The following is a 22,190-nucleotide window of genomic DNA, read 5'->3' as shown; positions in this document are numbered from 1 at the left end:
CTGACGACTCAGGGACGCTCGTACAGGCGGATCGTGCCGCCGATGCCGTCGATTTTTTTCACCAGCCGGTAGCGCCCGCCGAGTTCCCGCATGACGAGGTCGTCCGGGTCGTACAGGTTCGCCAGGCGCTCGATCAGCCACACGCGCCGGTAGCGCGGCAGCAGTTCCCGCAGGTGGTCGATGTCTTCACGCGCGATGTTCGGCGCGCCCGAGTTGCCGGTGTAGCGGCGGTCCAGGCCCAGCGCGGGGAACGGCCCCGGCAGGTAGGTGACCGAGGGCGCGCCGGCATGCTTCATGTAGTAGGTGACGGGCATCTGCACTTCGTTGGGGAAGGCGAGCACCAGGTCGCCCGGGCGGCTGTCGTGCGCCAGGCCGGCGAGCATCTCGCGCCAGTTCTCGGTCTGCGAGCGGTAGAAGTTCGCCACCGACCACGCGGACAGGACGAGGATGACGGCGATGGCCGGCAGGCGCCAGCGCGGACGCAGGGAGAAGACGCCGAGCGCCGCCAGCACCATGCCCAGCGGCGCCAGCCACTCGAACACGCGCGACAGGAAGACCGGCTTGACCAGCAGGCTGTAGCCGGCCAGCGCCAGGATCGGCAGGGCGAGCACGCAGCCCAGCAGCCAGAAGTGCGCACGCGCGCGCTTCCACAGCCAGGCGAAGCCGAGCAGCACCAGCAGCGCGACGGGATAGTGCATGACGGGCGCGCCGCTGATCACGCTCCAGGCGGCGATGGTGTTGGCGGGCTTGAAGCGGATCCAGTACGACAGGTGCGCCATGGCCGCGTTCTGCTGCACCAGTATCGGGATGAACGGCGACCACACCAGCAGGGCGCCGACGCCGGCCGCGGCGACGGCCAGCGCCTGCCGCCCGCGCGGGCCTGGCACCGCCAGCAGCAGCGCGGCCGTCATGCCGGTCCAGATGCCGAAGGCGGCGAAGATGCCGGTGTTGTGCAGCCACAGCGTGACGCCGGCCGACAGGGCCAGGCCCACGATCCAGGTGCGCAGGCGTTCCTGAGGCTGCCGATGTGCCAGTTCGCGCACCAGCATCGCCGCGAAAAATACGGCCAGGCCGCCGCTCAGCGCCTGCAGGGCGTAGGGACGCGCCTGCTGGGAAAAATTGATGGCGTAGGCGTTCGTGGCCAGGAACAGCGCGGCCAGCAAGGCCACGCGCTCGGCCCGTCCGCCCAGGCGCGCCAGGCGCGCGCAGGCCGGCAGCAGGAACACGGTGAGCACGCCGCCCAGCACCGACAGGCTGCGCATCGCCGCCTCGCCGTTGCCGAACAGGGCGATCCAGCCCTTGAGCAGCGTGTAGTAGAACGGCGGATGGGTCTCGTACAGCGGCACGCTGGTCCACAATTCGCGCAGCGGCACGGCGGCGAACCAGGCGCTGTAGGTCTCGTCCAGCCACAGCGAGCGGCTGGCCAGCGTGGGCAGGCGCAGGGCCAGCGCGAGCAGCGCGACCAGCGTGCACAGCAGCCAGAAGCGGGCGGCGGAGAGTGCGGTGTCGGCGTTGGCGGGCGCTGCGGCGTGAGGAGGAATCGTGTCGGCGAGCGTGGCGGTCATGGGTCAACGTGGTTGGTCGTCGGCCCGATCAACATAACACATCCGTTGCGGATGCGATTTCACGTTGGTGTGCGATGAGGGATGATGCTTGGTAGATACGTGAAGATGGGTGTGGCAACGTATGCCAGCCCGTCGTCCCGGCGCAGGCCGGGACCCAATTTCGCATGCGTCGGCAGCAATTGGCCCCCGGCCTGCGCCGGGGCGACGTGTTCGAGCCCGCGCCGCGGCGACGTGGTCAGAACTTGTGCGACAGGCGCGCGAAATACGCCGCGCCGTTCAGGCCGAACTGCACGCTCTCGTACTTGAAGCCGTTGTCGGTCTCGTTCGGATCCTGCTCGGTCGGATGCACGTTGAAAATGTTGGTGCCGCCGACGGTGAGCTTGGTCTTTTCGGTGAACGACCAGGTGAAGGCCAGGTCGGCCGAGGTCTTCGACTTGTAGTACTGGTTCGGCACCGGCGGACCCGAGAAGGTGCCCAGCGTCTGCGGACCGTAGTTGACGATGCGCAAGTCCGTCTCCAGGCGGCCCAGGATGTAGTCGAAGTCCAGCGTGGCCTTGCGGCGCGGGCCGCCCTGTTCGATGAACAGGCGCTCGCGCTCGGACAGCAGCACGTCCTCGTAGCCGGCCAGCGCGCTCGGCGCGTGCACGCCGGTCACTTCGGTCTTGCTGAAGTTCATGGCCAGGAAGGTGTTCAGGCGGCCGCCGCCCAGCGGCATGCGGTGCGAGGCGGTCAGGTCCAGGCCGCGGGTGCGGGTGTCGACCGAGTTGACGAAGAACTGGGCCTGGCCCACGCCCAGGCTTTGCAGGATCGCGCCCAGCGCCGGGTAGTTGTCGGCGTCGAAGCGACCCGACAGCACGATGCGGTCGTCGATGCCGATCTGGTACAGGTCGGCCGTCACCGAGATCGCCGCGGTCGGCGTCCAGGTCGCGCCCAGCGTGAAGCTCTTCGACTTTTCTTCCTTCAGCTTCGGGATGCCGGCCGCGTTGGCGACGGCGCCGCCGTTCGGCGCCAGCACCACGTCGAGCGGCACGCCGCTGACGAAGTCGGTGAAGGTCGACGAGAAGTAGGCCTGCTGCAGCGACGGCGCGCGGAAGCCCGTGCTGGCCGAGGCGCGCAGCAGGACGTCGTCGGTGGGCTTGTACGAGCCGGCCAGCTTGCCGGTGGTGGTGGAGCCGAAGTCGGAATAGCGCTCGTGGCGCACGGCGGCCTGCAGCTTGGTGCGCGGCGCGACGTCGGCCTCGAAGTCGAGGTAGGCGGCGGTGCTGTGGCGCTTGCGCTTGGTGGCGTCGCCCGGCTGGAAGCCCGGGAAGCCCTGGCTGCCGGCATTGCCGCCGAAGCCGACGCCGTCGGCGTCGATGTAGGAGCCCGGCTCGCCGGCGAAGATCTTGTACTGTTCGCTGCGGTATTCGAAGCCGAAGGCCGCGTTCAGGCCGCCCAGCACGCCGTCGTAGAAGCGGCTGAAGTCGGCGTTGGTCGTCGCCTGGCGGAACTCGAAGCCGCCGGCGTCGAATTGCGAGGGGCTGATGCCGCGCCCGCCGTTGATCAGGTCCAGGTTGGCGATCGAGGCGTTGAGCGTGTGCGCGATGGTGTAGCGCATGCGGTTCGCGCCATAGGTCTGCGAGAAGTCGCCGGCCCATTCGCCGAAGCGGGCGCGGTAGCCGACGGTGCCGTAACGGTCGTCGACGGTGGCGTCGATGAAGGGGACGAAGCCGTCCGGGTACATCGCGGCCGAGTTGCGCGACGGGATGTCGTCGGAGCCGATGCCGCCGCGCGCCCAGGCGGCGGACGAGGCGTCGCGGTCCTGGGCGCCGGCCGTCAGGTACAGCTTGCCCGGGCCGACCGGGAATTCGCCGTTCAGGTAAACGGTTTTGTTCTTGACCTTGGAGTCGCCGATGATGCGCGGGTTGTCGGCTTCGGCGCGGTTCGAGCGGCCGCGGTCCAGGTATTCGCCGGTGATGCCGAGCACGCCGCCGCCGACGGCCACGCCGCAGTAGGCCGAGGCCAGCCAGTTGGTGCCGTCGCCCTCCGAATACTGGCCGCCGCCGAGCACCGATTCGCAGCCCAGGGATTTCTTCAGCTGGATGTCCATCACGCCGGCGATGGCGTCGGAGCCGTACTGCGCGGCGGCGCCGTCGCGCAGCACCTGCACGTTGCTGATCGCCAGCAGCGGGATGGCGTTCATGTCGGTGCCGGTATTGCCGCGGTTGCGCGCGCCGAACAGGTTCACCAGCGCCGTCGTGTGGCGGCGCTTGCCGTTCATCAGCACCAGCGTCTGGTCCGAGCCGAGGCCGCGCAGGGCGGCGGAATCGACCAGGTCGGCGCCGTCCGCGCCGGTCTGGCGGGTCGAGTTGAACGAGGGCGAGATGTTGGTCAGCGTCTGCGCCAGGTCGAACTGGCCGCCCTGTTCGGCGACCTTGGTCATCGGGATGACGTCGACCGGGACCGGCGTGTCGATGGCCGAGCTGGCGCCGACGCGGCGCGAGCCGACGATGTTCACGCTCTGGATGGCGGCGTCGCTGGCGGCCGGCGTGGAAGTCTGGGCGAAGGCGGCAGGCGCGAGAGCGAGCGCCGCACCGCCAGTCAGGCCAAGCACGATGGCCTGGCGGATCGGGGTCAATTTCATTCGTGCTCTCCTGAGAAAAATTGAATGCTAATCAATTAGTCTCAGGGCAACAAATCCTATGTCGCATAACCGCAACGACTTAGAAGATAAGCTCTAGGCATGCACTGTCATGACGCACAATATGTTCGTCGGTGGTGCATGCGTGCTCATTCCGAGTGAAATTCCTCGGCCGAGGCGAACAGGTCCCAGGCCGCGATGAACAGGGCGGCGACGACCGGTCCGATCACGAAACCGTCCAGGCCGAACAGCGCCATGCCGCCCAGCGTGGACAGCAGCACGATATAGTCCGGCATCTTGGTGTCCTTGCCGACCAGGATCGGGCGCAGCACATTGTCCACCAGGCCGATCACCAGTACGCCATACACCATCAGGCCGATGCCTTCCCACAGCGAGCCGGACACCATGAAGTAGATGGCGACCGGCGCCCACACGAGGGCGGCGCCGACGGCCGGCAGCAGCGACAGGAAGGCCATCACCACGCCCCACAGCAGCGGACCCTGCACGTCGAGGAACCAGAACGCGATGCCGCCCAGCGCGCCCTGCGCCGCGGCGACCAGCACGTTGCCCTTGACGGTGGCGCGGATCACGGTGGTGAAGTTGTCGAACAGGCGCTGCTTGTAGATGCGGCCCAGCGGCACGGCCTGGCGCACGCGCCGCGCCAGGTGGTCGCCGTCGCGCAGCAGGAAGAACAGCAGGTACAGCATGACGGTCAGGCTGACCAGGAAGTCGAGCGTGTTGCGGCCGAAGTTGAGCGCATAGGTGCCGACGACCTGGCTGATCTGGGACGCGACGGCCGCCAGCTTCTGCTGGATCGTGGCCAGGCTGGTGAGGTCGAAGCGCTCCAGCAGCGCGATCAGCCATTGCGGCAGCACGCCCATGACCTGACGGAAGTAGGCGCCGAAGTCGACGTGGCCGGAACTGACCCGCGCATACACCCCGGCCGCCTGCTGCACCAGCGACACGGTGATCAATGCCACCGGGATCAGCACCAGCACGACGATCGCCAGCAGCGTGAGGATGGCGGCGCCGTTCCTGCGCTGCTTCATCCTGGCCAGCAGCCAGCGGTACAGCGGCACGAACAGGATGGCCAGCACGACGCCCCAGAACACCGCGCCGGAGTAGGGCAGCAGGATCCAGCCGAAGCCGATCGTGACGATGGCCAGCAGGAGCAGGAAGACTCTTTGTTGCAGCGTGAATTGGTTCATAAAAATAAATGATGTGATCTCGGCAAGTCTTTGGAGGCATGATAGACGATCCGGGCGCCCGTGCGCGTTTCGGGGCGTGCGCGAGGCGCTGCCGATGCCTGGTGGGCACGGAAGTGACCACCCCACGGACCATCCGACTGCAACAGGATCGTCATTCGCCCAGGTACGCCGCCAGCTCTTCCGGCGTCCCTCGCGGAAACGCCTCCTTCAGGTAGTCGAGGAAGGCCGACACGCGCGCACTGAGCAGCCGCCGCGACGGATACAGCGCCCATAGCGCGATCTCCGGCGCGTCCGCGTCGCCCCACCGCACCAGCGTGCCGGCGGCCAGGTCGCGGCCGACCAGCGACACCGGCAGGCGCGCGGCGCCCACGCCCGCGCGTACCGCGTCGCGCACCATGACCAGCGACGACAGGCGCAGCACCGGATCGACGGCGAGCCGCGTGCTCCCCGCATCGTCCGTCATCCCCCAGGCCGCCGGCTGCGCGCCGCCGCCGCGCACCACGGCGGGGACGGCGGCGCCATCGCGCGGGCGCGCCAGGCCGGGCGCGGCCACCACCACCAGCCGGTCGCGCAGGATGACGCGTCCGACGAGCTGCTCGTCCGGCGCGGGATCGACGCGGATCACCAGGTCGACCGCTTCCTCGACCATGTCCACGGCCCGGTCCTCGCTCGTCACCTCCAGCCGCACGTCGGGGTAGCGCAGCGCGAAGCCGGCGGCCAGCCTGCCCATCGCGGTCTGCGAGAACAGCAGCGGCGCGCTGATGCGCAGGCGGCCGCGCGGCCGGTCGCCGCCCGCGGCGATCGCGGCGGCCGTCTCGTCGATTTCCGTCAGCAAGGCCCCGGTGCGCTCGTGCAGCGCGCGGCCTTCCTGGGTCAGCTTGAGGACGCGCGCGCCGCGTTCGAACAGGCGCAGCCCGAGCGCGCCTTCCAGTTCGGCGACGCGGCGCGACAGCGTCGCCTTGGGGCGGCCGCTGGCGCGCGCGGCGCGGCCGAAGCCGCCGTGGCGGGCGACGAGGTTGAAATCGGCGAGGGCGAGCAGGTCCATGGTCGAGTGTTTCGCTGGCGAGACGGGATGTCCAATTATGCCGTCTATCGACACCGTTGTGGAACGCCTACCATGGACTCGTCGATCCTGACCTCAACACTCAACCGGAGAACCAGCATGACCATCCTCGTAACCGGTGCCACCGGCACCATCGGCCGCCACGTCGTCGAACAACTCGCCAGCCGCGGCGCCGCCGTGCGCGCGCTGGTGCGCAACCCCGCCAGGGCCGCCATGCCCGCCTTCCCGGCCGGCGTGGAGGTCGTGCAGGGCGACCTGCTCGACGTCGACGCGATGCGCGCCGCGCTGTCCGGCGTGTCCACGCTGTTCCTGCTGAACGCGGTGGTGCCCGACGAATTCACCCAGGCGCTGGTCGCGCTCAACCTGGCGCGCAAAGCCGGCATCGAGCGCATCGTCTACCTGTCGGTGATCCACAGCGACCTGTATGCCGACGTGCCGCACTTCGCCGGCAAGTTCGGCGTCGAGCGCATGATCGAGACGATGGGCCTGCATGCCACCGTCCTGCGCCCGGCCTACTTCATGGGCAACGACCTGGCCGTCAAGGACGTGGTGCGCGGCCATGGCGTCTATCCGATGCCGATCGGCGCCAGGGGGCTCGCGATGATCGACGCGCGCGACATCGGCGAGATCGCCGCCATCGCACTGCTGCGCCGCGAACGGGCCGCCGGACCGCTGCCGTTCGAGCGCATCAACCTGGTCGGTCCCGACACGCTCACCGGCGCCGGCGTGGCCGCGATCTGGTCGGACGTGCTGGGCCGCCCGGTGGTCTACGGCGGCGACGACACGGCCGGCTTCGAGCGCAACCTGCGCCACGCCATGCCCGCCTGGATGGCCTTCGACATGCGCCTGATGAGCGAGCGCTTCCTGGATACCGGCATGCTGCCGGAAGACGGCGACGTCGCACGCCTGGAGACGCTGCTGGGGCGGCCGCTGCGGTCCTACCGCGCGTTCGCGGCCGAAGCGGCGGCGGCTTGAGCGAAGGAGCACATCATGATTCATTCCACCGCCACCGTCCCGGTCAACCCGCAGGGCGCGACCCCGCTGACGCGCGCCCAGGCATGGGCCGGCCTGGTCAGCAAGGCGCGCGACGCCCGCCTGTTCCTGCCGCCCGGCCTGTGCACCCGCTGCGACGTCGTGGAGGAAAGCACGACGCACATCGTGCGCGACGCCACGATCGGCGGCCAGGACCTGCGCGAGATCATCGTCTTCGAGGAAGAGAGCAAGGTGTCCTTCTTCCAGGCCGGCGGGCCGCGCGAGGGCGTGATCGTCAACGAGCTGTTCGAGGACGCCGCCGGCGTGCTGCAACTGCGCTTCTACTGCTACCTGGGCTTGCGCGGCAAGGCGCCGGGCGGCCCGGAGGAGCAGGCCGAGCAGGCCTGGATGGATGGCGACCGCGGCTACCGCAGCGCGCTGCTGTCGACGCTCGCGCGCACCCGTGAGCTGCTTGGCGCGGGGCAGGTCGTGGGCGGCTCGATCTGAGCGCCAGCCGTAGCGATGGCACTTGCGAAGATTGGCCCCCGGCCTGCGCCGGGGAGACGGCGCAGGGATGCGGGCGCCCGGCGCTCCGCTTTCGGCACTCCGTTCCCGGCACTCAGTTCCCGGCGCCTTCCGACGGCCCCGCCTCCTTGCGCCGCCGGTGATTGGCCGCCACCACGCCGACGCCCAGCAGCGCCAGGCTGAGCATGGTGCCGATCGACGGCGCCGACAGCCAGCGCAGCGGTTGTTCCGGGGCCTCGGACGGGATTTGCCGGGGCGGGTCGGAGGCGCGGGGGGCGGGGAGGGCGGGCAGCGCGGCGCTGGCCGGCTCGCCCGCGAACAGCGCCACCATCTCGCGCGCGAACGCGCCCGCGTCCTGGGGCGTGCGGCTGGTGAGGAGCTGGCCGTCGCGCACGGTGTCCTGGTTCAGCCAGGTGGCGCCGGCGTTCACGACGTCGTCGCGCACGCCCGGCCAGGCAGTCAGCAGGCGGCCGGCGGCCAGGCCGCTCGACACCAGCACCAGCGCCGCGTGCGACATGGCCGCGATGGGCTTGCCGGCGGCGTGGAAGGCGCGCACGAAGTCGCGCGCGGCGGCGGACTGGCGCAGCAGGTCGGGACCGATGTAGCCGCCGGGGATCAGGAGGCCGTCGTAGTCGTCGCAGCACACGGCGTCGATGGCGGCGTCGACGCGCAGCAGTTCGCCGGACTGGTGCACGTGCATGCCGCGGATGCGGCCGCGGCGCAGCGCGACCAGCGTGACGGCCGCGCCGCACTGCCTGAGCGCGGCGGCCGCCGCATCCAGTTCCGCCTGCTCGAAACCGTCGGCGGCGAGCAGGGCGATGCGCTTGCCGGCGAGCTTGTCTGGATCGTTCATGGTTCCTCCCGGAGACATGCGGCAGATTCGCCGGGAGGGGATTAGTTCCGCGAGGCCCTCAGGCCATGAAGTCGAACAGCGACATCGGCCTGGTCGCGCCGCCCAGGCCATACAGCGCGTTGCCGCCCGAGCCGATCAGCGCATACTGCTGCGCCAGCATGCTGGCCTGCTGGTTGACGATGTCGGTCATCTGCGTCTTCTTCGCCGTCAGCTTGTCGACTTCCCCCTGCAGGGCCGCGGCCTGGTCGGTCAGGAGGCCGCCCTTGCGCATCTGCTGGTCGATGCGGCTGGTGAACTGGTCGGCCAGGCCGGTGCCGGACTTGGAGAACAGCTGCGTCACCTTGTCGGGATCGGCGGCCACGGCCGCCTTCAGCCTGGCCTCGTCCAGCACCAGGGCGCCGTTCTTGCGCGTGATGCCCACGTCGGCCAGCGCCTTCTGGTCGGCGCCGTCGATCACCTGGCCGACCTGGGCCTGCACCTGGCGCAGCAGGATGTCGTTGGCCGTGTCGCCGGTCTTCAGGTCGCCCAGCCTGGTGTTCATGGTGTTGAAGGCGGCGACGACATCCTTGACGTTGGCGGTAATCGCCGACGGATCGCGCGCCACCTTCACCTCGCTCTTGCCGACCTCGTTGAGCGTGAGGGACACGCCCGGCAGCGCCGCCTCCAGCTTGTTGGCGGACGCGGTGATGGCCTTGCCGTCGACGACGACCTGCGCGTCCCGGGCCGCGGCCTTCTGCGTCATCGCGCTGTTGACGCCGGGGCCGTAGGAGAACAGGCCCTGCAGCACCGGATCGCCGGAGACGCCGATGCGCATCGTGTTGGCCGCGCCGGACTTGCCCGTCAGGCTGAGCGAATAGCCCTTGCCGTCCTGGACCACGGTGGCATCCAGGCCGGCGTCGCGCATGGCCTTGGCGATGCCGTCCAGCGTGTTGTTGCTGCCGTCGATCTTCAGCGTGGTGGAGGTGGCGCCGCTGCCCGTGCCCATGTCGATCCTGATCAGCGTGGTGGCGCCGCCGCCCAGCGCCGCGCCCTTGTCGGGCAGCGCCTTCGTGGCCAGTTGCTGGCCCTGGGCGAGCTGCTTGACGTCCACCACGTGGGTGCCGGCCGTGGCCTTGCTGTCCGTGAGCTGGGCCGTGACCGCCTTGCCGCTGGCGCTGGCCGCCGCGTCGAGCTTGTCGCCGCCCAGCTTGCCGGCGCTGGTGCGGAACGCGTCCAGCGCCAGCGCCAGCTTGCCGATGCCGGACAGGCGCGCGTTGTCGCGGCTGATCTGCGCATCGATGGTCTTGATGCCCGGGTTCTGCGCGAGCAGCGATTTGGTCGCCGACGTGTACAGGTCGGCCAGTCCGCTGGTGCCGCCGAGGCCCGGCGCGGCGCTTGAGATGGAGGTCGTCATATCAGCATTATGCGCCTGGAAATTGTCGCCTGGTGTAAAGAATAGCACCCGATTGTCGTGCCAATTATCGGGATGGCATGTGAGCAGGGCGCGTTGTCGCGGCGCCGCCGGTGGCATCGCATGGCCGTGGGCCGGGCGCGACGCGCTAGCGGACCCGGCGGCGCCTGCGGCGGCGCTTGCGGCGTGTGCGGTCGCGCCGCCGTGCCGCCGCGCCGCGCCGGCTGGTCCAGATGAACCAGGCGCCCAGCAGCAGGTAGCACAGGACGATCCACCCCGCACCGTCCATTTCCGCGTCGGACAGGACATGGGAATGGGGCGTGCCGGCGTGCGCATCGCCGGGATGCGGAGGCGGGGGGATGGGCGGCGTGGTGGGCGGCATGGTGGCAATCATGGCGGGCGATGGCTTGAGCCTTTAATGATAATGACTTATCATTACCAAATACAATCGTAAAAGGAAGCCACCTCATGCACGTCCCGACCTGCCAACCGAAACCGCTCGCGCTGGCGATCCTGTTCGCCTTCGGCGTTCCCCTGGCTGCGCACGCCCAAACCGATGGCCGCCTGCAGGGCGACCCCGACAGCGTGCCCACCGTCGTGATCTCGGCCAGCGCGCTCGGCCTGGTGGACGACGACATGGTCACGCCGGTGACGTCGCTGTCGGGCGGCGCCCTGGTGCGCGCGCGCGAATCGACGCTGGGCGAGACGCTGGCCAACCAGCCCGGCATCACGTCGAGCCACTTCGGCGCCGGCGCCAGCCGTCCGGTGATCCGCGGCATGGATGGCCCGCGCGTGAAGATCCTGGCGGACGGCGCCGAGGTGCAGGACGCCTCCACGATCAGCCCCGACCACGCGGTGGCGTTCGAGCCGATGCTGGCCGAGCGCATCGAGGTGCTGCGCGGCCCGTCGGCGCTGGCCTATGGCGGCGGCGCCGTCGGCGGCGTGGTCAACATCATCGACCGCAAGATCCCCACCGGCATGCCGGGCAAGCCGGTGGAGGGCAGCGTCGAGCTGCGCGCCAATTCGGCGGCGCGCGAGAAGGCCGGCGCGTTCGAGCTGACCGGCGGCGCCGGCAACGTGGCGGTCCATGCCGAGGGCGTCAAGCGCGATGCCGATGCCTACAAGGTCGGCCGCGGCTGGAGCGAGGGCGGGCGCGTCCTGGGCAGCGACAAGGAGACCGAGACGGGCAGCGTCGGCCTGTCCTGGATCGGCGCGCGCGGCTACCTGGGCGCGGCCTTCACCAAGGAGCGTACCGAGTACGGCATCCCCGGCCACAACCACGAGGCCGAGGGCTGCCATCCGCACGGCGACCACCTGCATTGCGGCGGCCACGGGGACGAGGAGGGCCACGACCACGAGGGCGAGGACCACGAGCACGAGCACGAGCACGCGCATGGCGAGGTCCCGGTGGTGAAGCTGGACAGCAATCGCTGGGACGTGCGCGGCGAATACCGCGATCCGCTGGCCGGCATCCGGCGCGTGAGCCTGCGCGCCGCGTTCACCGATTACCGGCACGACGAACTCGAGGACGGCGCCGTCGCGACGCGCTTTCGCAACAAGGGCCACGACGTGCGCGTCGAGGCCGAGCACGCACCGCTGCAAGGCTGGCGCGGCGTCGCGGGCCTGCAGACCACGCGGCGCGACTTCGACGCGGCGGGCGAGGAAGCCTACGTGCCGCCGACGCTGACGAAGAAGCACGCCGCCTTCCTCACCGAGGAATACCGCGTCGGCGCCTGGCGCTTCGAAGCGGCCGCGCGCCACGAATGGCAGGACATCGACGTCGACAGCGCGACGCGCAAGGACACCAGCGCCAGCGGCACGTCGCTGTCGGCGGGCGGGGTCTGGAAATTCCATCCGCAGTATTCGCTGGGCGCCTCGCTGTCGCGCAGCCACCGCCTGCCGACCGCCGAGGAGCTGTATGCCGACGGCGCGCACCTGGCCACCAGCACCTACGAGATCGGCAACGAGAACCTGGGCAAGGAGACGTCGAACAACGTCGACGTCACGCTGCGCAAGTTCGCCGGCGCGACCACGTTCTCGCTGAGCGCCTTCCACAACCGCATCGACAACTACATCTATGCGCACACGCTCGACAGCCACGAAGGCTTCCAGCTGATCGAATACGCCCAGCGCGACGCCACGTTCACGGGCCTGGAGGGAGAATTGCGGCACAAGTTCTCGCCGTCCTTCGCCGGCACGCTGTTCGGCGACTATGTGCGTGCCCGCTTCGACGACGGCGCCGGCAGCCGCGACATCCCGCGCACCCCGGCCGCGCGCCTCGGCGTGCGCCTGGACGGCGAATGGCAGGCCTGGCACGGCATGGTCGAGGCCTACCGCGTCGGCAAGCAGGACAAGGTGGCGGACTACGAAAGCCCGACGGCCGGGTACAACATGCTCAACATCGGCACCCACTACACGACGCGCATCGGCGGCGTGCCGGCGCAGTTCTATGCGCGCGTGAACAACCTCACCAACCAGCTGGCGTTCAGCCATACCTCGTTCATCAAGGATGCGGCGCCGCTGGCGGGGCGGAACCTGACGGCGGGCGTGCGCTTGCTGTTCTGAGTCCGCGAAGGGCCGGTGCGTACTACGACTCCGTTCAACACCGGGGTCAGAGCCCTTGGAAAATCAACACCGGGATCTGACCCCCGGGTGCGCTCCCCGAGCGCGCCCTGCGTGGCGTTATCGGCCGGTACCTACCGGCACTGGCTGCACAAGCCGTACAAGGTCAGCTCGTGCGACTCCAGCTGGAACCCGTCCGGCGCCAGTTTCTGCATGTCGCCCGGGCAGGCGTGCACCTCGTACACGCGGTCGCAGCCGCGGCAATGGAAATGGTGGTGGTGGCCGTGGCCGGCGATCTCGTAGCGGTCGCCGCCGCCCGGCAGCGCCACGGCCGCGATGTCGCCCGCCTCCAGCATGATCTTGATGTTGCGGTAGACCGTCGCCAGGCCCATGCCCGGCACGGCGCCCTGCGCCGCTTCCAGGATTTCCTGCGGCGACAGCGGGCGGCCGGCATCGACGAGGCATTGCTGGATCGCCTTGCGTTGGCGGGTATTGCGTTCCATGGCTCAGCCCAGCGTGCGCACGTGCGCCAGCACCTCGTCCTGGCGGCCCTGGCCGACCAGTTGCGCCGGCGTGGCGCCGTCGAAGGCGGGCAGGGGCGTGTTCATCCAGGCGTCGGCGGCATCGTCGCCGCCCAGGATGGCGCGCATCGCGTGCATGACGGTGTAGTAAGCCTGCGCCTTGCGCGACTGTTGCTGGAAGCGTTCGCGCAGCGCGGCGAAGGCGTCGGGATGGAGGGGTGCGTCGTTGGCCATGCCGCAGTGTAGCAGAGCGCCGCGCGCGAGCCTACCCGGCCGGCTGCGCGGCGCCGCCGACCAGCAGCGCCGCGCCGTCGATGCGCGTGCGGATCAGGCAGTCGCGGCCGGCCGCGCGGCCCTGGCGCAACACCAGGTCCGTTCCCAGCGATGCGGCGAGCGCGCCCGCCGCCACGCCCGTCGCGGCGTCTTCCAGCGCCGGGTCGAGGTGGTTGAAGTTGCGTCCCTCCAGCGCGCCGTCGGCGCGCCGGCACCAGGCGTAGATGCCGTTCACCCCATGTTCCTTGCCCCAGGCCGCGATGCCGGCCAGGTCCGGCGCCAGCGCGTACAGCGCGTCCGTATCGGCCACTTCGACCAGCAGCTTGGGACTGCCGACCGATGCCGTGCGCGGCGCGGCGGCGGGCACGAAGCCCGGCGCGCGCAGCAGCGCCGCCAGTCGCGCCGGTGCGATGTCGACGGCCGGCGCCGGCTGCGGCGCGAGGCGCACGAAATAGTCGCCGCCGTCGCGCAGCAGCGCCAGGCGCTGGCCGTGCATGGCCGTCTCGACCGCGATCGCGGCGGCGTCCGGCCGGCGCGCGAACAGCAGCGCCGCCACCGCCAGCGTTGCGTGCAGGCACAGCGGGCTGCGCGCGTGCGGATACCAGTAGTCGACGCTTCGCGTGCCGTCGGCGCCGGTGTCCACGAAGACGCAGGTGGTGTCGCGCGCGTGCGCCAGGCGCCGGCGCGCGTCCGGGTCGGCGGGCGCGCCTTCTACCACCAGCGCCGGATTGCCTTGGCCCGGGCGCGCGCCGAAGCAGATCAATTCTTGGGTGTGCATGGTTCTCGATTGTCGGGTTCGCAGTATATACTGTGTTTTTATACAGTATTCCATGATGCCAACATCATTCTAGCGCTCGAGCGACCCGTACGATGCCCACCGACCCGCCACGCCTGCCAGGAACGCAGGGACTGCCCGCCTACGCGGAGCTGTTCTGCCTGACGAATTTCTCCTTCCTGCAGGGGGCCTCGCATGCGGAGGAACTGGTGGCGCGCGCGGTGGAGCTGGGCTACTCGGCGCTGGCGGTCACCGACGAGTGCTCGCTGGCCGGCGTGGTGCGCGCCCATGCGCAGGCGAAGCGGGCGAAGCTGCCGCTGATCATCGGCGCCCACTTCCACCTCGAACACGCGGACGGCACGCGCGCCCTGTCGCTGCTGCTGCTGGCGCAGAACCGCAACGGCTACGGCAACCTGGCGGAACTGATCACCCTGGGCCGCATGCGCAGCAGCAAGGGCAGCTACCTGCTGCGCCCGGCCGACCTCGACGCGCCGCCGGATGGGGCGGTCCACCTGGCCGGCATGCCGGACTGCCTGGCCATCCTGCTGCCGGCCTATCCGGGCCACGAGGCGGCCGACGTCGACCGCCTGCACGCGCAGGCCGCGTGGATGTCGCAGACCTTCCCGGGCCGCGCCTGGATCGGCCTGAACCTGCTGCACCGCGCCGTCGACGAGGCGCACCGCATGGCCGTCGAGGAAGTGGGCTGGCAGCACGGGCTGCCGATCGTCGCGCTGGGCCACGTGACGATGCACGTGCGCTCGCGCAAGCCGCTGCAGGACACGCTGTCCGCCATCCGCATCGGCAAGCCGGTCGGCGAGTGCGGCTACCGGCTGGCGCAGAACGCCGAGCAGCACCTGCGCTCGCGCCTGCGCCTGGCCAACATCTATCCGCGCAAGGCCCTGCTGGAGACGCTGCGCATCGCGCGCCTGTGCACGTTCTCGCTCGACGAGCTGCGCTACGAATACCCGGACGAAGTGGTCCCGCCGGGCCACACGGCGGCCAGCTGGCTGCGCCGCGAAACCTGGAACGGGGCGCACCGGCGCTTCCGCGCGGGCATCCCGGCGCGGGTGCAGGCCCAGATCGAGCACGAGCTGGCGCTGATCGCCGAAAAGGCCTACGAGCACTACTTCCTGACCGTGTACGACATCGTGCGCCACGCGCGCTCGCAGGGCATCCTGTGCCAGGGGCGCGGCTCGGCCGCCAACTCGGCGGTGTGCTACTGCCTCGGCATCACCGAGGTCGACCCGGCCAAGGGCAACCTGCTGTTCGAGCGCTTCATCTCGCGCGAGCGCAACGAGCCGCCCGACATCGACGTCGACTTCGAGCACCAGCGCCGCGAGGAAGTCATCCAGTACATCTACGCCAAGTACGGCCGCGCGCGCGCGGCGCTGGCGGCGGTGGTCATCAGCTACCGTCCGCGCAGCGCGCTGCGCGACAGCGGCCGCGCGCTGGGCGTGGACCTGGCCATCGTCGACAAGGTCTGCAAGCAGCACCACTGGTTCGACGGCAAGGCCGACCTGCTGAACCGGCTGGCCGAGAGCGGCCTCGATCCGCAGGCGCCGCTGTCGCAGCAGTGGGCCGCGCTGGCGCAGCGCCTGCTGGGCTTTCCGCGCCACCTGTCGCAGCACCCGGGCGGCTTCGTGATCTCGCGCGGGCCGCTGTCGCGCCTCGTCCCCATCGAGAACGCGGCCATGGAAGAGCGCAGCGTGATCCAGTGGGACAAGGACGACCTCGAGGAGCTGGGCCTCATGAAGGTCGACGTGCTGGCGCTGGGCATGCTGTCGATGCTGCGCCGCGGCCTCGAGCTGGTCGGGCAGCGGCGCGGCGCCGCGTTCGAGATGCAGGACATCCCGCACGAGGACCAGGCCACCTACGACATGATCTGCCGGGCCGACACCATCGGCGTGTTCCAGATCGAGTCGCGCGCCCAGATGAGCATGCTGCCGCGCATGAAGCCGCGCGCGTTCTACGACCTCGTCATCGAGGTGGCCATCGTGCGCCCCGGACCCATCCAGGGCGGGATGGTGCATCCCTACCTGCAGCGGCGCGCGCAGCCGCGCCTGGTGCGCTATCCGAGTCCGGCCATGAAGACGGCGCTCGAGCGCACGCTGGGCGTGCCCATCTTCCAGGAGCAGGTGATGCAGGTGGCGATCCTGGCCGCCGGCTTCACGCCGGGCGAGGCGGACGAACTGCGCCGCGCGATGGCGGCCTGGAAGCGAAAGGGCAACCTCGAGCACTACTACCAGCGCATCGTCGGCGGCATGCTGGAGCGCGGCTACGAGCAGGCGTTCGCCGAACAGATCTTCCAGCAGATCCAGGGCTTCGGCGAATACGGCTTTCCCGAATCGCACGCGGCCAGCTTCGCGCTGCTCGCCTACGCCAGTTCCTGGCTGAAGTGCCACGAGCCGGCCGCCTTCCTGTGCGCGCTGCTGAACAGCCAGCCGATGGGCTTCTACAGTCCCGCGCAACTGGTGCAGGATGCGCAGCGCCACGGCATCGAGGTGCGTCCCGTCGACGTGGCCGTGAGCGGCTGGGAATCCACGCTGGAAGAGCGCGGCGACGATCCGCGGGTCCAGCCGGCCGTGCGCCTGGGCCTGCACATGCTGCGCGGGATGGGCCGCGCGGCGGCCGAGCGCATCGAACTGGCGCGCGCCGTGCGCCCGTTCGCCGGCGTGGCCGACCTGGCCCGGCGCGCCGCGCTGGAACGCCACGACCTGCAGGTGCTGGCCGGCGGCAATGCGCTGCTCGGCCTGGCCGGCCACCGCCGCCAGGCCCTGTGGGAGGCGGTAGGCGCGGTGCCCGACCGCGACCTGCTGCGCCCTACGCTGCCGGACGAGGAAACCCCGGTGCTGCCGGCGCCGGGCGAGGGCGCCGAGATCGTCCACGACTACCGCGCCCAGGGCCTGACGCTGGGCCGCCATCCGCTGGCGCTGCTGCGCAAGCAGTTGCTGGCCAGGCGCTTCCTGCCGGCCGACGTGCTGATGGATTTCCAGAACGGCCAGCTGGCGCGCGCCTGCGGCATCGTCACCGTGCGCCAGCGCCCCGGCACGGCCAAGGGCGTGCTGTTCCTCACCATCGAGGACGAGACCGGCAACGTCAACGTGATCGTCTGGCGCACGCTGGTCGAGCAGCAGCGGCGCGAGGTGCTCAATGCCGCGCTGCTGGGCGTGTACGGGATCTGGCAGCGCGAAGGGGAGGTGCGCCACCTGGTGGCCAAGCGCCTGGTGGACATGTCGCACCTGCTCGGTGGGCTGGATACGCGCAGCAGGGATTTTTGCTGATCGCGGCGGCGTGGCGGCGCCGTTCACGTCCGGTGCGCTATTGCAGCCTGTCGGCCGCCTCGTTCAGGGCGCGCAGGCCGTCCTCGTTGTCGTCGACCCACTGCTTGATCCGTTCACGGGTACGCTGCCCGCGCTCCCGTCGCGCCGCGTCCGCGCGGCGCTGGTCCCATAGCTCCGCCAGTTCGTTCCAGCGCCGGGTGGCCTGCGCTGCCTCGCGGGAGCCGTGCGCGATGCGGCACTCCCTGAGGAAGCCCGCGAGATCGAGGTCGGCGTCGCCGGACAGGCGCAGCCGCGTGGATTCGTTCTTCACGGCGAACAGCCGGGGCGGGGCGCCGTCCGCTTCCACCTCGCCGCAGACGGCATCCGATTCCGCCGGGGCCAGCGAGGTCGTCGTGATGGTCGCGATGGGAAAGCGCTTGAGGACCACGGCCTTCGCGTGCTGTTCCGGGCGCACCGTGCAGCCGGCGGCGGCGACGGTCGCCGCGAGTAGGAAAAAGACGATTCGGTTCACGATTGTTGGGCGGGCTTCTGCGTGGCCATGCCGTCGTACTGTAGCACGGTATGGTTGCCCCAAAAGCCTGCCAGACATAAAAAGCGCCGCACGATGGCGGCGCTTCGGGCACGTCGTACGGCGTGCGGGATCAGAATTCTTCCCAGTCGTCCGCACCGGCCGCGGCCGCCTGCTTGGCCGGCTTGGCCGGCTTGTCCCGGTTGGTCGCACGCGCCGCAGGTGCCGCCGGTGCCGTCTTGACGGGCTGCGATCGCGCCACGACGGCGCGGCCCGCCGCCGGCCTGGCCAGCGCGCGCTGCACCGGCGCCACCGGCGCCGCCAGGCCGTGCGCCCGGTCCAGCTTGAACACGCTGACCACGTCCGCCAGCTTGCCGGCCTGGTCTTCCATCGATGCCGCCGCGGCGGCCGCTTCCTCGACCAGCGCCGCGTTCTGCTGCGTCACCTGGTCCATCTGGCCGATGGCGCCGTTGACCTGCTCGATGCCGCCGGTCTGTTCCTGGCTGGCGCTGGTGATCTCGCCCATGATGTCGGTCACGCGGCGGATCGACGTCACCACCTGTTCCATCGTGGTGCCGGCCTGGTCGACCAGCTTCGCGCCGGTGTCGACGTTCGCCACCGAATTGCCGATCAGTTCCTTGATTTCCTTGGCGGCGGCGGCCGAACGCTGGGCCAGCGTGCGCACCTCGCCGGCGACGACCGCGAAGCCGCGGCCCTGCTCGCCGGCGCGCGCCGCTTCGACGGCCGCGTTCAGCGCCAGGATGTTGGTCTGGAAGGCGATGCCGTCGATGACGGTGATGATGTCGACGATCTTCTTCGACGATTCGTTGATGGCGCTCATCGTGGAGACGACCTGGCCGACCACGGCGCCGCCCTGGGTCGCGACCTGGGAGGCGGCGATGGCCAGCTGGTTGGCCTGGCGCGCGTTCTCCGCGTTCTGGCGCACGGTGGTGGTCAGCTCTTCCATCGCGGCGGCCGTCTCTTCCAGGCTGCTGGCCTGCTGCTCGGTGCGGGCCGACAGGTCCAGGTTGCCGGCGCTGATCTCGCGCGACGCGGTGGCGATGGTGTCGGTGCCGCTGCGGACCTGGCCGACGATGCCGACCAGGCTGTCGTTCATGTGGCGCAGGGCGCGCAGCAGGGCGCCGGTCTCGTCCTTGCCGTCGGCGTCGATCACGTGGGTCAGGTCGCCGCCGGCGACGGTCTCGGCCACGATGACGGCATCCTGGATCGGGCGCACGATGCCGCGGGTCAGCAGCCAGGACAGGATGGCGCCGGCCACCACGGCGCACACGCTCAGCACCACGATCATGCGCGTGCTGCGCATCGCGTTCTCGTCGATGGCGCGGGCGGTGGCGTCGATGCTGGCGCGCTGCATCGTCACCAGGTCCTGCAGCAGGTCCTGGTAGACCTTGGCGGCCGGGGTGAATTTCTGCTCGAGGATGGCGGCGGCTTCCTCGACGTTGCCGTCGGCCTTGGCCTTGACGGCGCCGTCGCGGCCCGCGCTGTAGGCCTTGCGCTGCTCCAGGATGCGCGCGAACAGGTCGTGCTCCGGACCTTCGGTGGCGATCAGCGGCTCGATGCCCTTCATCAGTTCGGCGGCCTTCTTGACCGAGGCGGCCGAGTCTTCCTTGAAGTAGGCGCCCAGCGACGGGTCCGAGCTCTTGACGATCGCGGCGGTGCGGCGGATCGACGCGAAGTTCAGGCTGTACCAGTCGGTGATCATGCGTTCCTTGGCCAGCGGCGCGTCCATCATGGCGCGGGTCGAGCCGGCGACCTCCACCAGGCGCCAGACGCCGACGACGGCGATGACCACCGTCATCGCGAGGATCAGGGAGAAGCCCAGTCCAAGGCGCTTACCGATCTTGATGTTTGCAAATAGACCCATTACGACAATCCTTAGTTATGCGAAGACGGTGCCAGCGGCGCGTGCAGGATCCTGCTCGAATCTCGGGAGCATGGGACACGGAAGGGGCTGGCAGGAAGGTGAACATTCTACGATGCCAAGTTCCTTAAGGATATATAAAATGCTGTTGGGAATCTTTTTTGCCACATTTATGTAGGTATTTTCCGACATTTCCCATAGGAGATTGTTAAATCATGCTTCAGCTGTTAGGCTGGAAATGAGGCTCCCAGCTATTCGAGCCTTTTATGGCACCTTTCTTTCCCCTCGCTGAAGTGAAATAACCTGATGACGTCATCCCGCATGCTCCGCAACGCCCTGTTCCTCGCCGGCCTCGCCGGCGCCGCCGCCCACGCCGCCTCGCTGCCGGCCCCGTTCGCGGCCCAGCTGAACGCCGACTACCCGAAACTCGAGACCTTCTACCAGGACCTGCACGCCAATCCGGAACTGGGTTTCAACGAGCACCGGACCGCGGCCAAGCTGGCCGAACACGCCAAGGCGCTCGGCTTCGAGGTCACCACCGGCGTCGGCGGCACCGGCGTGGTGGCGATCCTGCGCAACGGGCCCGGCCCGACCGTGATGCTGCGCACCGAGATGGATGCGCTGCCGGTGCTGGAAAAGACCGGCCTGCCGTTCGCCAGCAAGGTCACCACCAAGAACGCCGCCGGCGACACGGTGCCGGTGGCGCACGCCTGCGGCCACGACCTGCACATGTCGGCCTGGTACGGCACGGCCAAGCTGCTGTCGGAAAACCGCAAGGCCTGGAGCGGCACGCTGATGCTGGTCGGCCAGCCGGCCGAGGAACCGCTGACCGGCGCCGCCGCGATGCTCAAGGATGGCCTGTTCACGCGCTTCCCGAAGCCGGACTACGCGCTGTCGATGCATGACGACGCCAGCATGCCGTCGGGCACCATCATGTGGCATGCCGGGCCGTTCCGCGCCTCGGCCGACACCGTCACCATCACCATGTTCGGCCAGGGCGGCCACGGCGCCGTGCCGCACGAGACCCGCGATCCGGTCGTGATGGCGTCGCGCCTCGTGCTGGCGCTGCAGACGCTGGTCTCGCGCGAGAACAATCCGCTGGATCCGGTCGTCATCACCGTCGGCAGCATCCAGGGCGGCACCCAGGCCAACATCGTGCCGGACCAGGTCAAGCTGGCGCTGACCGTGCGTACCTTCCGTCCGGAAGTGCGCCAGCGCGTGCTGGCCAGCATCGTGCGCGAGGCGAAGGGCGAGGCGATGGCGGCCGGCGCGCCGAAGGAACCGCAGGTCGACATCAAGCCGGGCACGGATTCGGTCTACAACGATCCGGAACTGATGGCGCGCGCGGTGAAGGCCGTGACGGCGGCCGTGGGGCCGGAATTCGTGAAGGAGATGCCGGCCAAGATGACGTCGGAAGACTTCGCGATGTATGGCCAGCAGCCGGGCGTGAAGGCGCTCCTGATCCACGTCGGCGGCGTCGACGCGGGCCGCCTGGAAGCGGCGAAGAAGGCGGGCCAGCCGCTGCCGGGCACCCACTCGCCGCAATGGGCGCCGGACCTGAAGCCGACGCTGACCAATACCATCAAGGCCGAGACGGCGATCCTGCTCGACCTGATGGCGCCGAAGAAGTAATCCTGCCGCGCGCCGTCGCACCTGGCGGGTACGCGACGTGATATTGCACGTCGTCCCGGCGCAGGCCGGGACCCGACGTGCAAGCGTCGCGGCGGCGCCCGGAAACTGGGCCCCGGCCTGCGCCGGGGCGACGGCTTGCGCTCAGCGAGCGTCGGTCACGCCGGCGCGGTGCCGTAGTAAGCGTGCACTTCCCCCATCCAGCGCTGGTCGGCCATGTCCGGCCAGTGGTCGGTGTCGAATCCCGGCGCCTGCTCGATGCGCTCCTTGGCGATGTCCATCGTGAAGCGCTTGTGCGCGGGATCGAGCGTCAAAGCCTGCCAGGGCACGGCGAACAGCTTTTCGCCGAGTCCCAGGAAGCGGCTGGCCGACATCACGGCATAGGCGATCGCGCCGGTGCGCATGTCCACCATGAATTCCTTGATCACGCCCAGGTGCTCGTTCTGCAGGTTGTGCACGTGGTCGCCCAGCAGCGTGTGCGCGCCCATCAGTTCCGGTCCCGGTCCCTTGCCGTGCTTGTTCTTGTACATGCCGTAGTCGTCGCGTTCCTCATAGGACATATT

General features: G+C 69.7%; 18 protein-coding genes. 5 read left to right on the top strand and 13 right to left on the bottom strand.

Going from position 1 to position 22,190, the window contains the following annotated elements; all coding sequences use genetic code 11:
* Positions 1-8 precede the first annotated feature (8 nt).
* From QZ749_RS15210 to QZ749_RS15195, 4 genes are all read right to left on the bottom strand, one after another.
* Positions 9-1,565, bottom strand: coding sequence for a glycosyltransferase family 39 protein (locus QZ749_RS15210; RefSeq protein ID WP_296948550.1), 1,557 nt, complete (start codon positions 1,563-1,565; stop codon positions 9-11).
* A 235-nt stretch (positions 1,566-1,800) separates the two neighbouring features.
* Positions 1,801-4,188 carry a TonB-dependent siderophore receptor gene (locus tag QZ749_RS15205; RefSeq protein ID WP_296948547.1) on the bottom strand — a complete coding sequence of 796 codons (2,388 nt, stop codon included), beginning with the start codon at positions 4,186-4,188 and terminating at the stop codon, positions 1,801-1,803.
* 146 nt (positions 4,189-4,334) lie between these two features.
* Positions 4,335-5,393, bottom strand: coding sequence for an AI-2E family transporter (locus tag QZ749_RS15200; protein ID WP_296948545.1), 1,059 nt, complete (start codon positions 5,391-5,393; stop codon positions 4,335-4,337).
* A gap of 151 nt (positions 5,394-5,544) precedes the next feature.
* Complete coding sequence (locus QZ749_RS15195) at positions 5,545-6,438, bottom strand: LysR family transcriptional regulator (protein ID WP_296948544.1); 894 nt, start codon at positions 6,436-6,438, stop codon at positions 5,545-5,547.
* Between the two features lie 117 nt (positions 6,439-6,555).
* Here QZ749_RS15195 and QZ749_RS15190 point away from each other — a divergent pair, with 117 nt between their 5' ends.
* Positions 6,556-7,431 (top strand): NmrA/HSCARG family protein, encoded by an 876-nt coding sequence (locus QZ749_RS15190; protein WP_296948540.1) that lies wholly within the window; start codon positions 6,556-6,558, stop codon positions 7,429-7,431.
* Positions 7,432-7,446: 15 nt separating this feature from the next.
* Positions 7,447-7,935, top strand: coding sequence for an AtaL-like protein (locus tag QZ749_RS15185; protein WP_296948537.1), 489 nt, complete (start codon positions 7,447-7,449; stop codon positions 7,933-7,935).
* 112 nt (positions 7,936-8,047) lie between these two features.
* Here the strand turns inward: QZ749_RS15185 and QZ749_RS15180 are convergent, their stop codons facing one another.
* From QZ749_RS15180 to QZ749_RS15170, 3 genes are all read right to left on the bottom strand, one after another.
* Positions 8,048-8,806, bottom strand: a complete 759-nt coding sequence (locus QZ749_RS15180) for a type 1 glutamine amidotransferase domain-containing protein (protein WP_296948534.1) — start codon at positions 8,804-8,806, stop codon at positions 8,048-8,050.
* A gap of 58 nt (positions 8,807-8,864) precedes the next feature.
* Positions 8,865-10,199: a flagellar filament capping protein FliD gene (fliD, locus tag QZ749_RS15175; protein WP_296948531.1), complete on the bottom strand. Its 1,335-nt coding sequence runs from the start codon at positions 10,197-10,199 to the stop codon at positions 8,865-8,867.
* Between the two features lie 145 nt (positions 10,200-10,344).
* Positions 10,345-10,590, bottom strand: coding sequence for a hypothetical protein (locus QZ749_RS15170; RefSeq protein ID WP_296948527.1), 246 nt, complete (start codon positions 10,588-10,590; stop codon positions 10,345-10,347).
* A gap of 74 nt (positions 10,591-10,664) precedes the next feature.
* Between QZ749_RS15170 and QZ749_RS15165 the strand changes: the two genes are divergently transcribed.
* On the top strand, positions 10,665-12,761 hold the full coding sequence (locus tag QZ749_RS15165) for a TonB-dependent receptor domain-containing protein (protein ID WP_296948526.1): 2,097 nt from the start codon (positions 10,665-10,667) through the stop codon (positions 12,759-12,761).
* A 131-nt stretch (positions 12,762-12,892) separates the two neighbouring features.
* On the opposite strand, the gene QZ749_RS15160 is transcribed toward QZ749_RS15165, so the two are convergent.
* The 3 genes from QZ749_RS15160 to QZ749_RS15150 are packed head-to-tail and all read right to left on the bottom strand — an operon-like array spanning position 12,893 to position 14,330.
* Positions 12,893-13,261 carry a Fur family transcriptional regulator gene (locus QZ749_RS15160; RefSeq protein ID WP_296948525.1) on the bottom strand — a complete coding sequence of 123 codons (369 nt, stop codon included), beginning with the start codon at positions 13,259-13,261 and terminating at the stop codon, positions 12,893-12,895.
* 3 nt (positions 13,262-13,264) lie between these two features.
* Positions 13,265-13,513 (bottom strand): MbcA/ParS/Xre antitoxin family protein, encoded by a 249-nt coding sequence (locus QZ749_RS15155; protein WP_296948523.1) that lies wholly within the window; start codon positions 13,511-13,513, stop codon positions 13,265-13,267.
* A gap of 31 nt (positions 13,514-13,544) precedes the next feature.
* Complete coding sequence (locus tag QZ749_RS15150) at positions 13,545-14,330, bottom strand: PhzF family phenazine biosynthesis protein (protein WP_296948522.1); 786 nt, start codon at positions 14,328-14,330, stop codon at positions 13,545-13,547.
* 92 nt (positions 14,331-14,422) lie between these two features.
* On the opposite strand from QZ749_RS15150, the gene QZ749_RS15145 reads away from it, so the two are divergent.
* Entirely contained in the window at positions 14,423-17,608 is a 3,186-nt protein-coding gene (locus tag QZ749_RS15145) for an error-prone DNA polymerase (protein ID WP_296948521.1), read from the top strand.
* Positions 17,609-17,645: 37 nt separating this feature from the next.
* On the opposite strand, the gene QZ749_RS15140 is transcribed toward QZ749_RS15145, so the two are convergent.
* Positions 17,646-18,119, bottom strand: coding sequence for a hypothetical protein (locus QZ749_RS15140; RefSeq protein WP_296948519.1), 474 nt, complete (start codon positions 18,117-18,119; stop codon positions 17,646-17,648).
* Positions 18,120-18,249: 130 nt separating this feature from the next.
* The gene (locus QZ749_RS15135) at positions 18,250-20,001 is read right to left on the bottom strand and encodes a methyl-accepting chemotaxis protein (RefSeq protein WP_296948517.1); all 1,752 of its coding nucleotides are present in this window, start codon (positions 19,999-20,001) and stop codon (positions 18,250-18,252) included.
* A 318-nt stretch (positions 20,002-20,319) separates the two neighbouring features.
* On the opposite strand from QZ749_RS15135, the gene QZ749_RS15130 reads away from it, so the two are divergent.
* Positions 20,320-21,630 (top strand): amidohydrolase, encoded by a 1,311-nt coding sequence (locus QZ749_RS15130; protein ID WP_296948515.1) that lies wholly within the window; start codon positions 20,320-20,322, stop codon positions 21,628-21,630.
* A gap of 155 nt (positions 21,631-21,785) precedes the next feature.
* On the opposite strand, the gene QZ749_RS15125 is transcribed toward QZ749_RS15130, so the two are convergent.
* Entirely contained in the window at positions 21,786-22,187 is a 402-nt protein-coding gene (locus QZ749_RS15125; RefSeq protein WP_296948513.1) for a PRC-barrel domain-containing protein, read from the bottom strand.
* Between the last annotated feature and the right edge of the window lie 3 nt (positions 22,188-22,190).

This window comes from uncultured Massilia sp. (assembly GCF_913773735.1).
GTDB lineage: Bacteria > Pseudomonadota > Gammaproteobacteria > Burkholderiales > Burkholderiaceae_D > Telluria.
The sequence above is the reverse complement of the archived record's forward strand: the minus strand, read 5'-3'. Positions and strand labels throughout refer to the sequence as shown.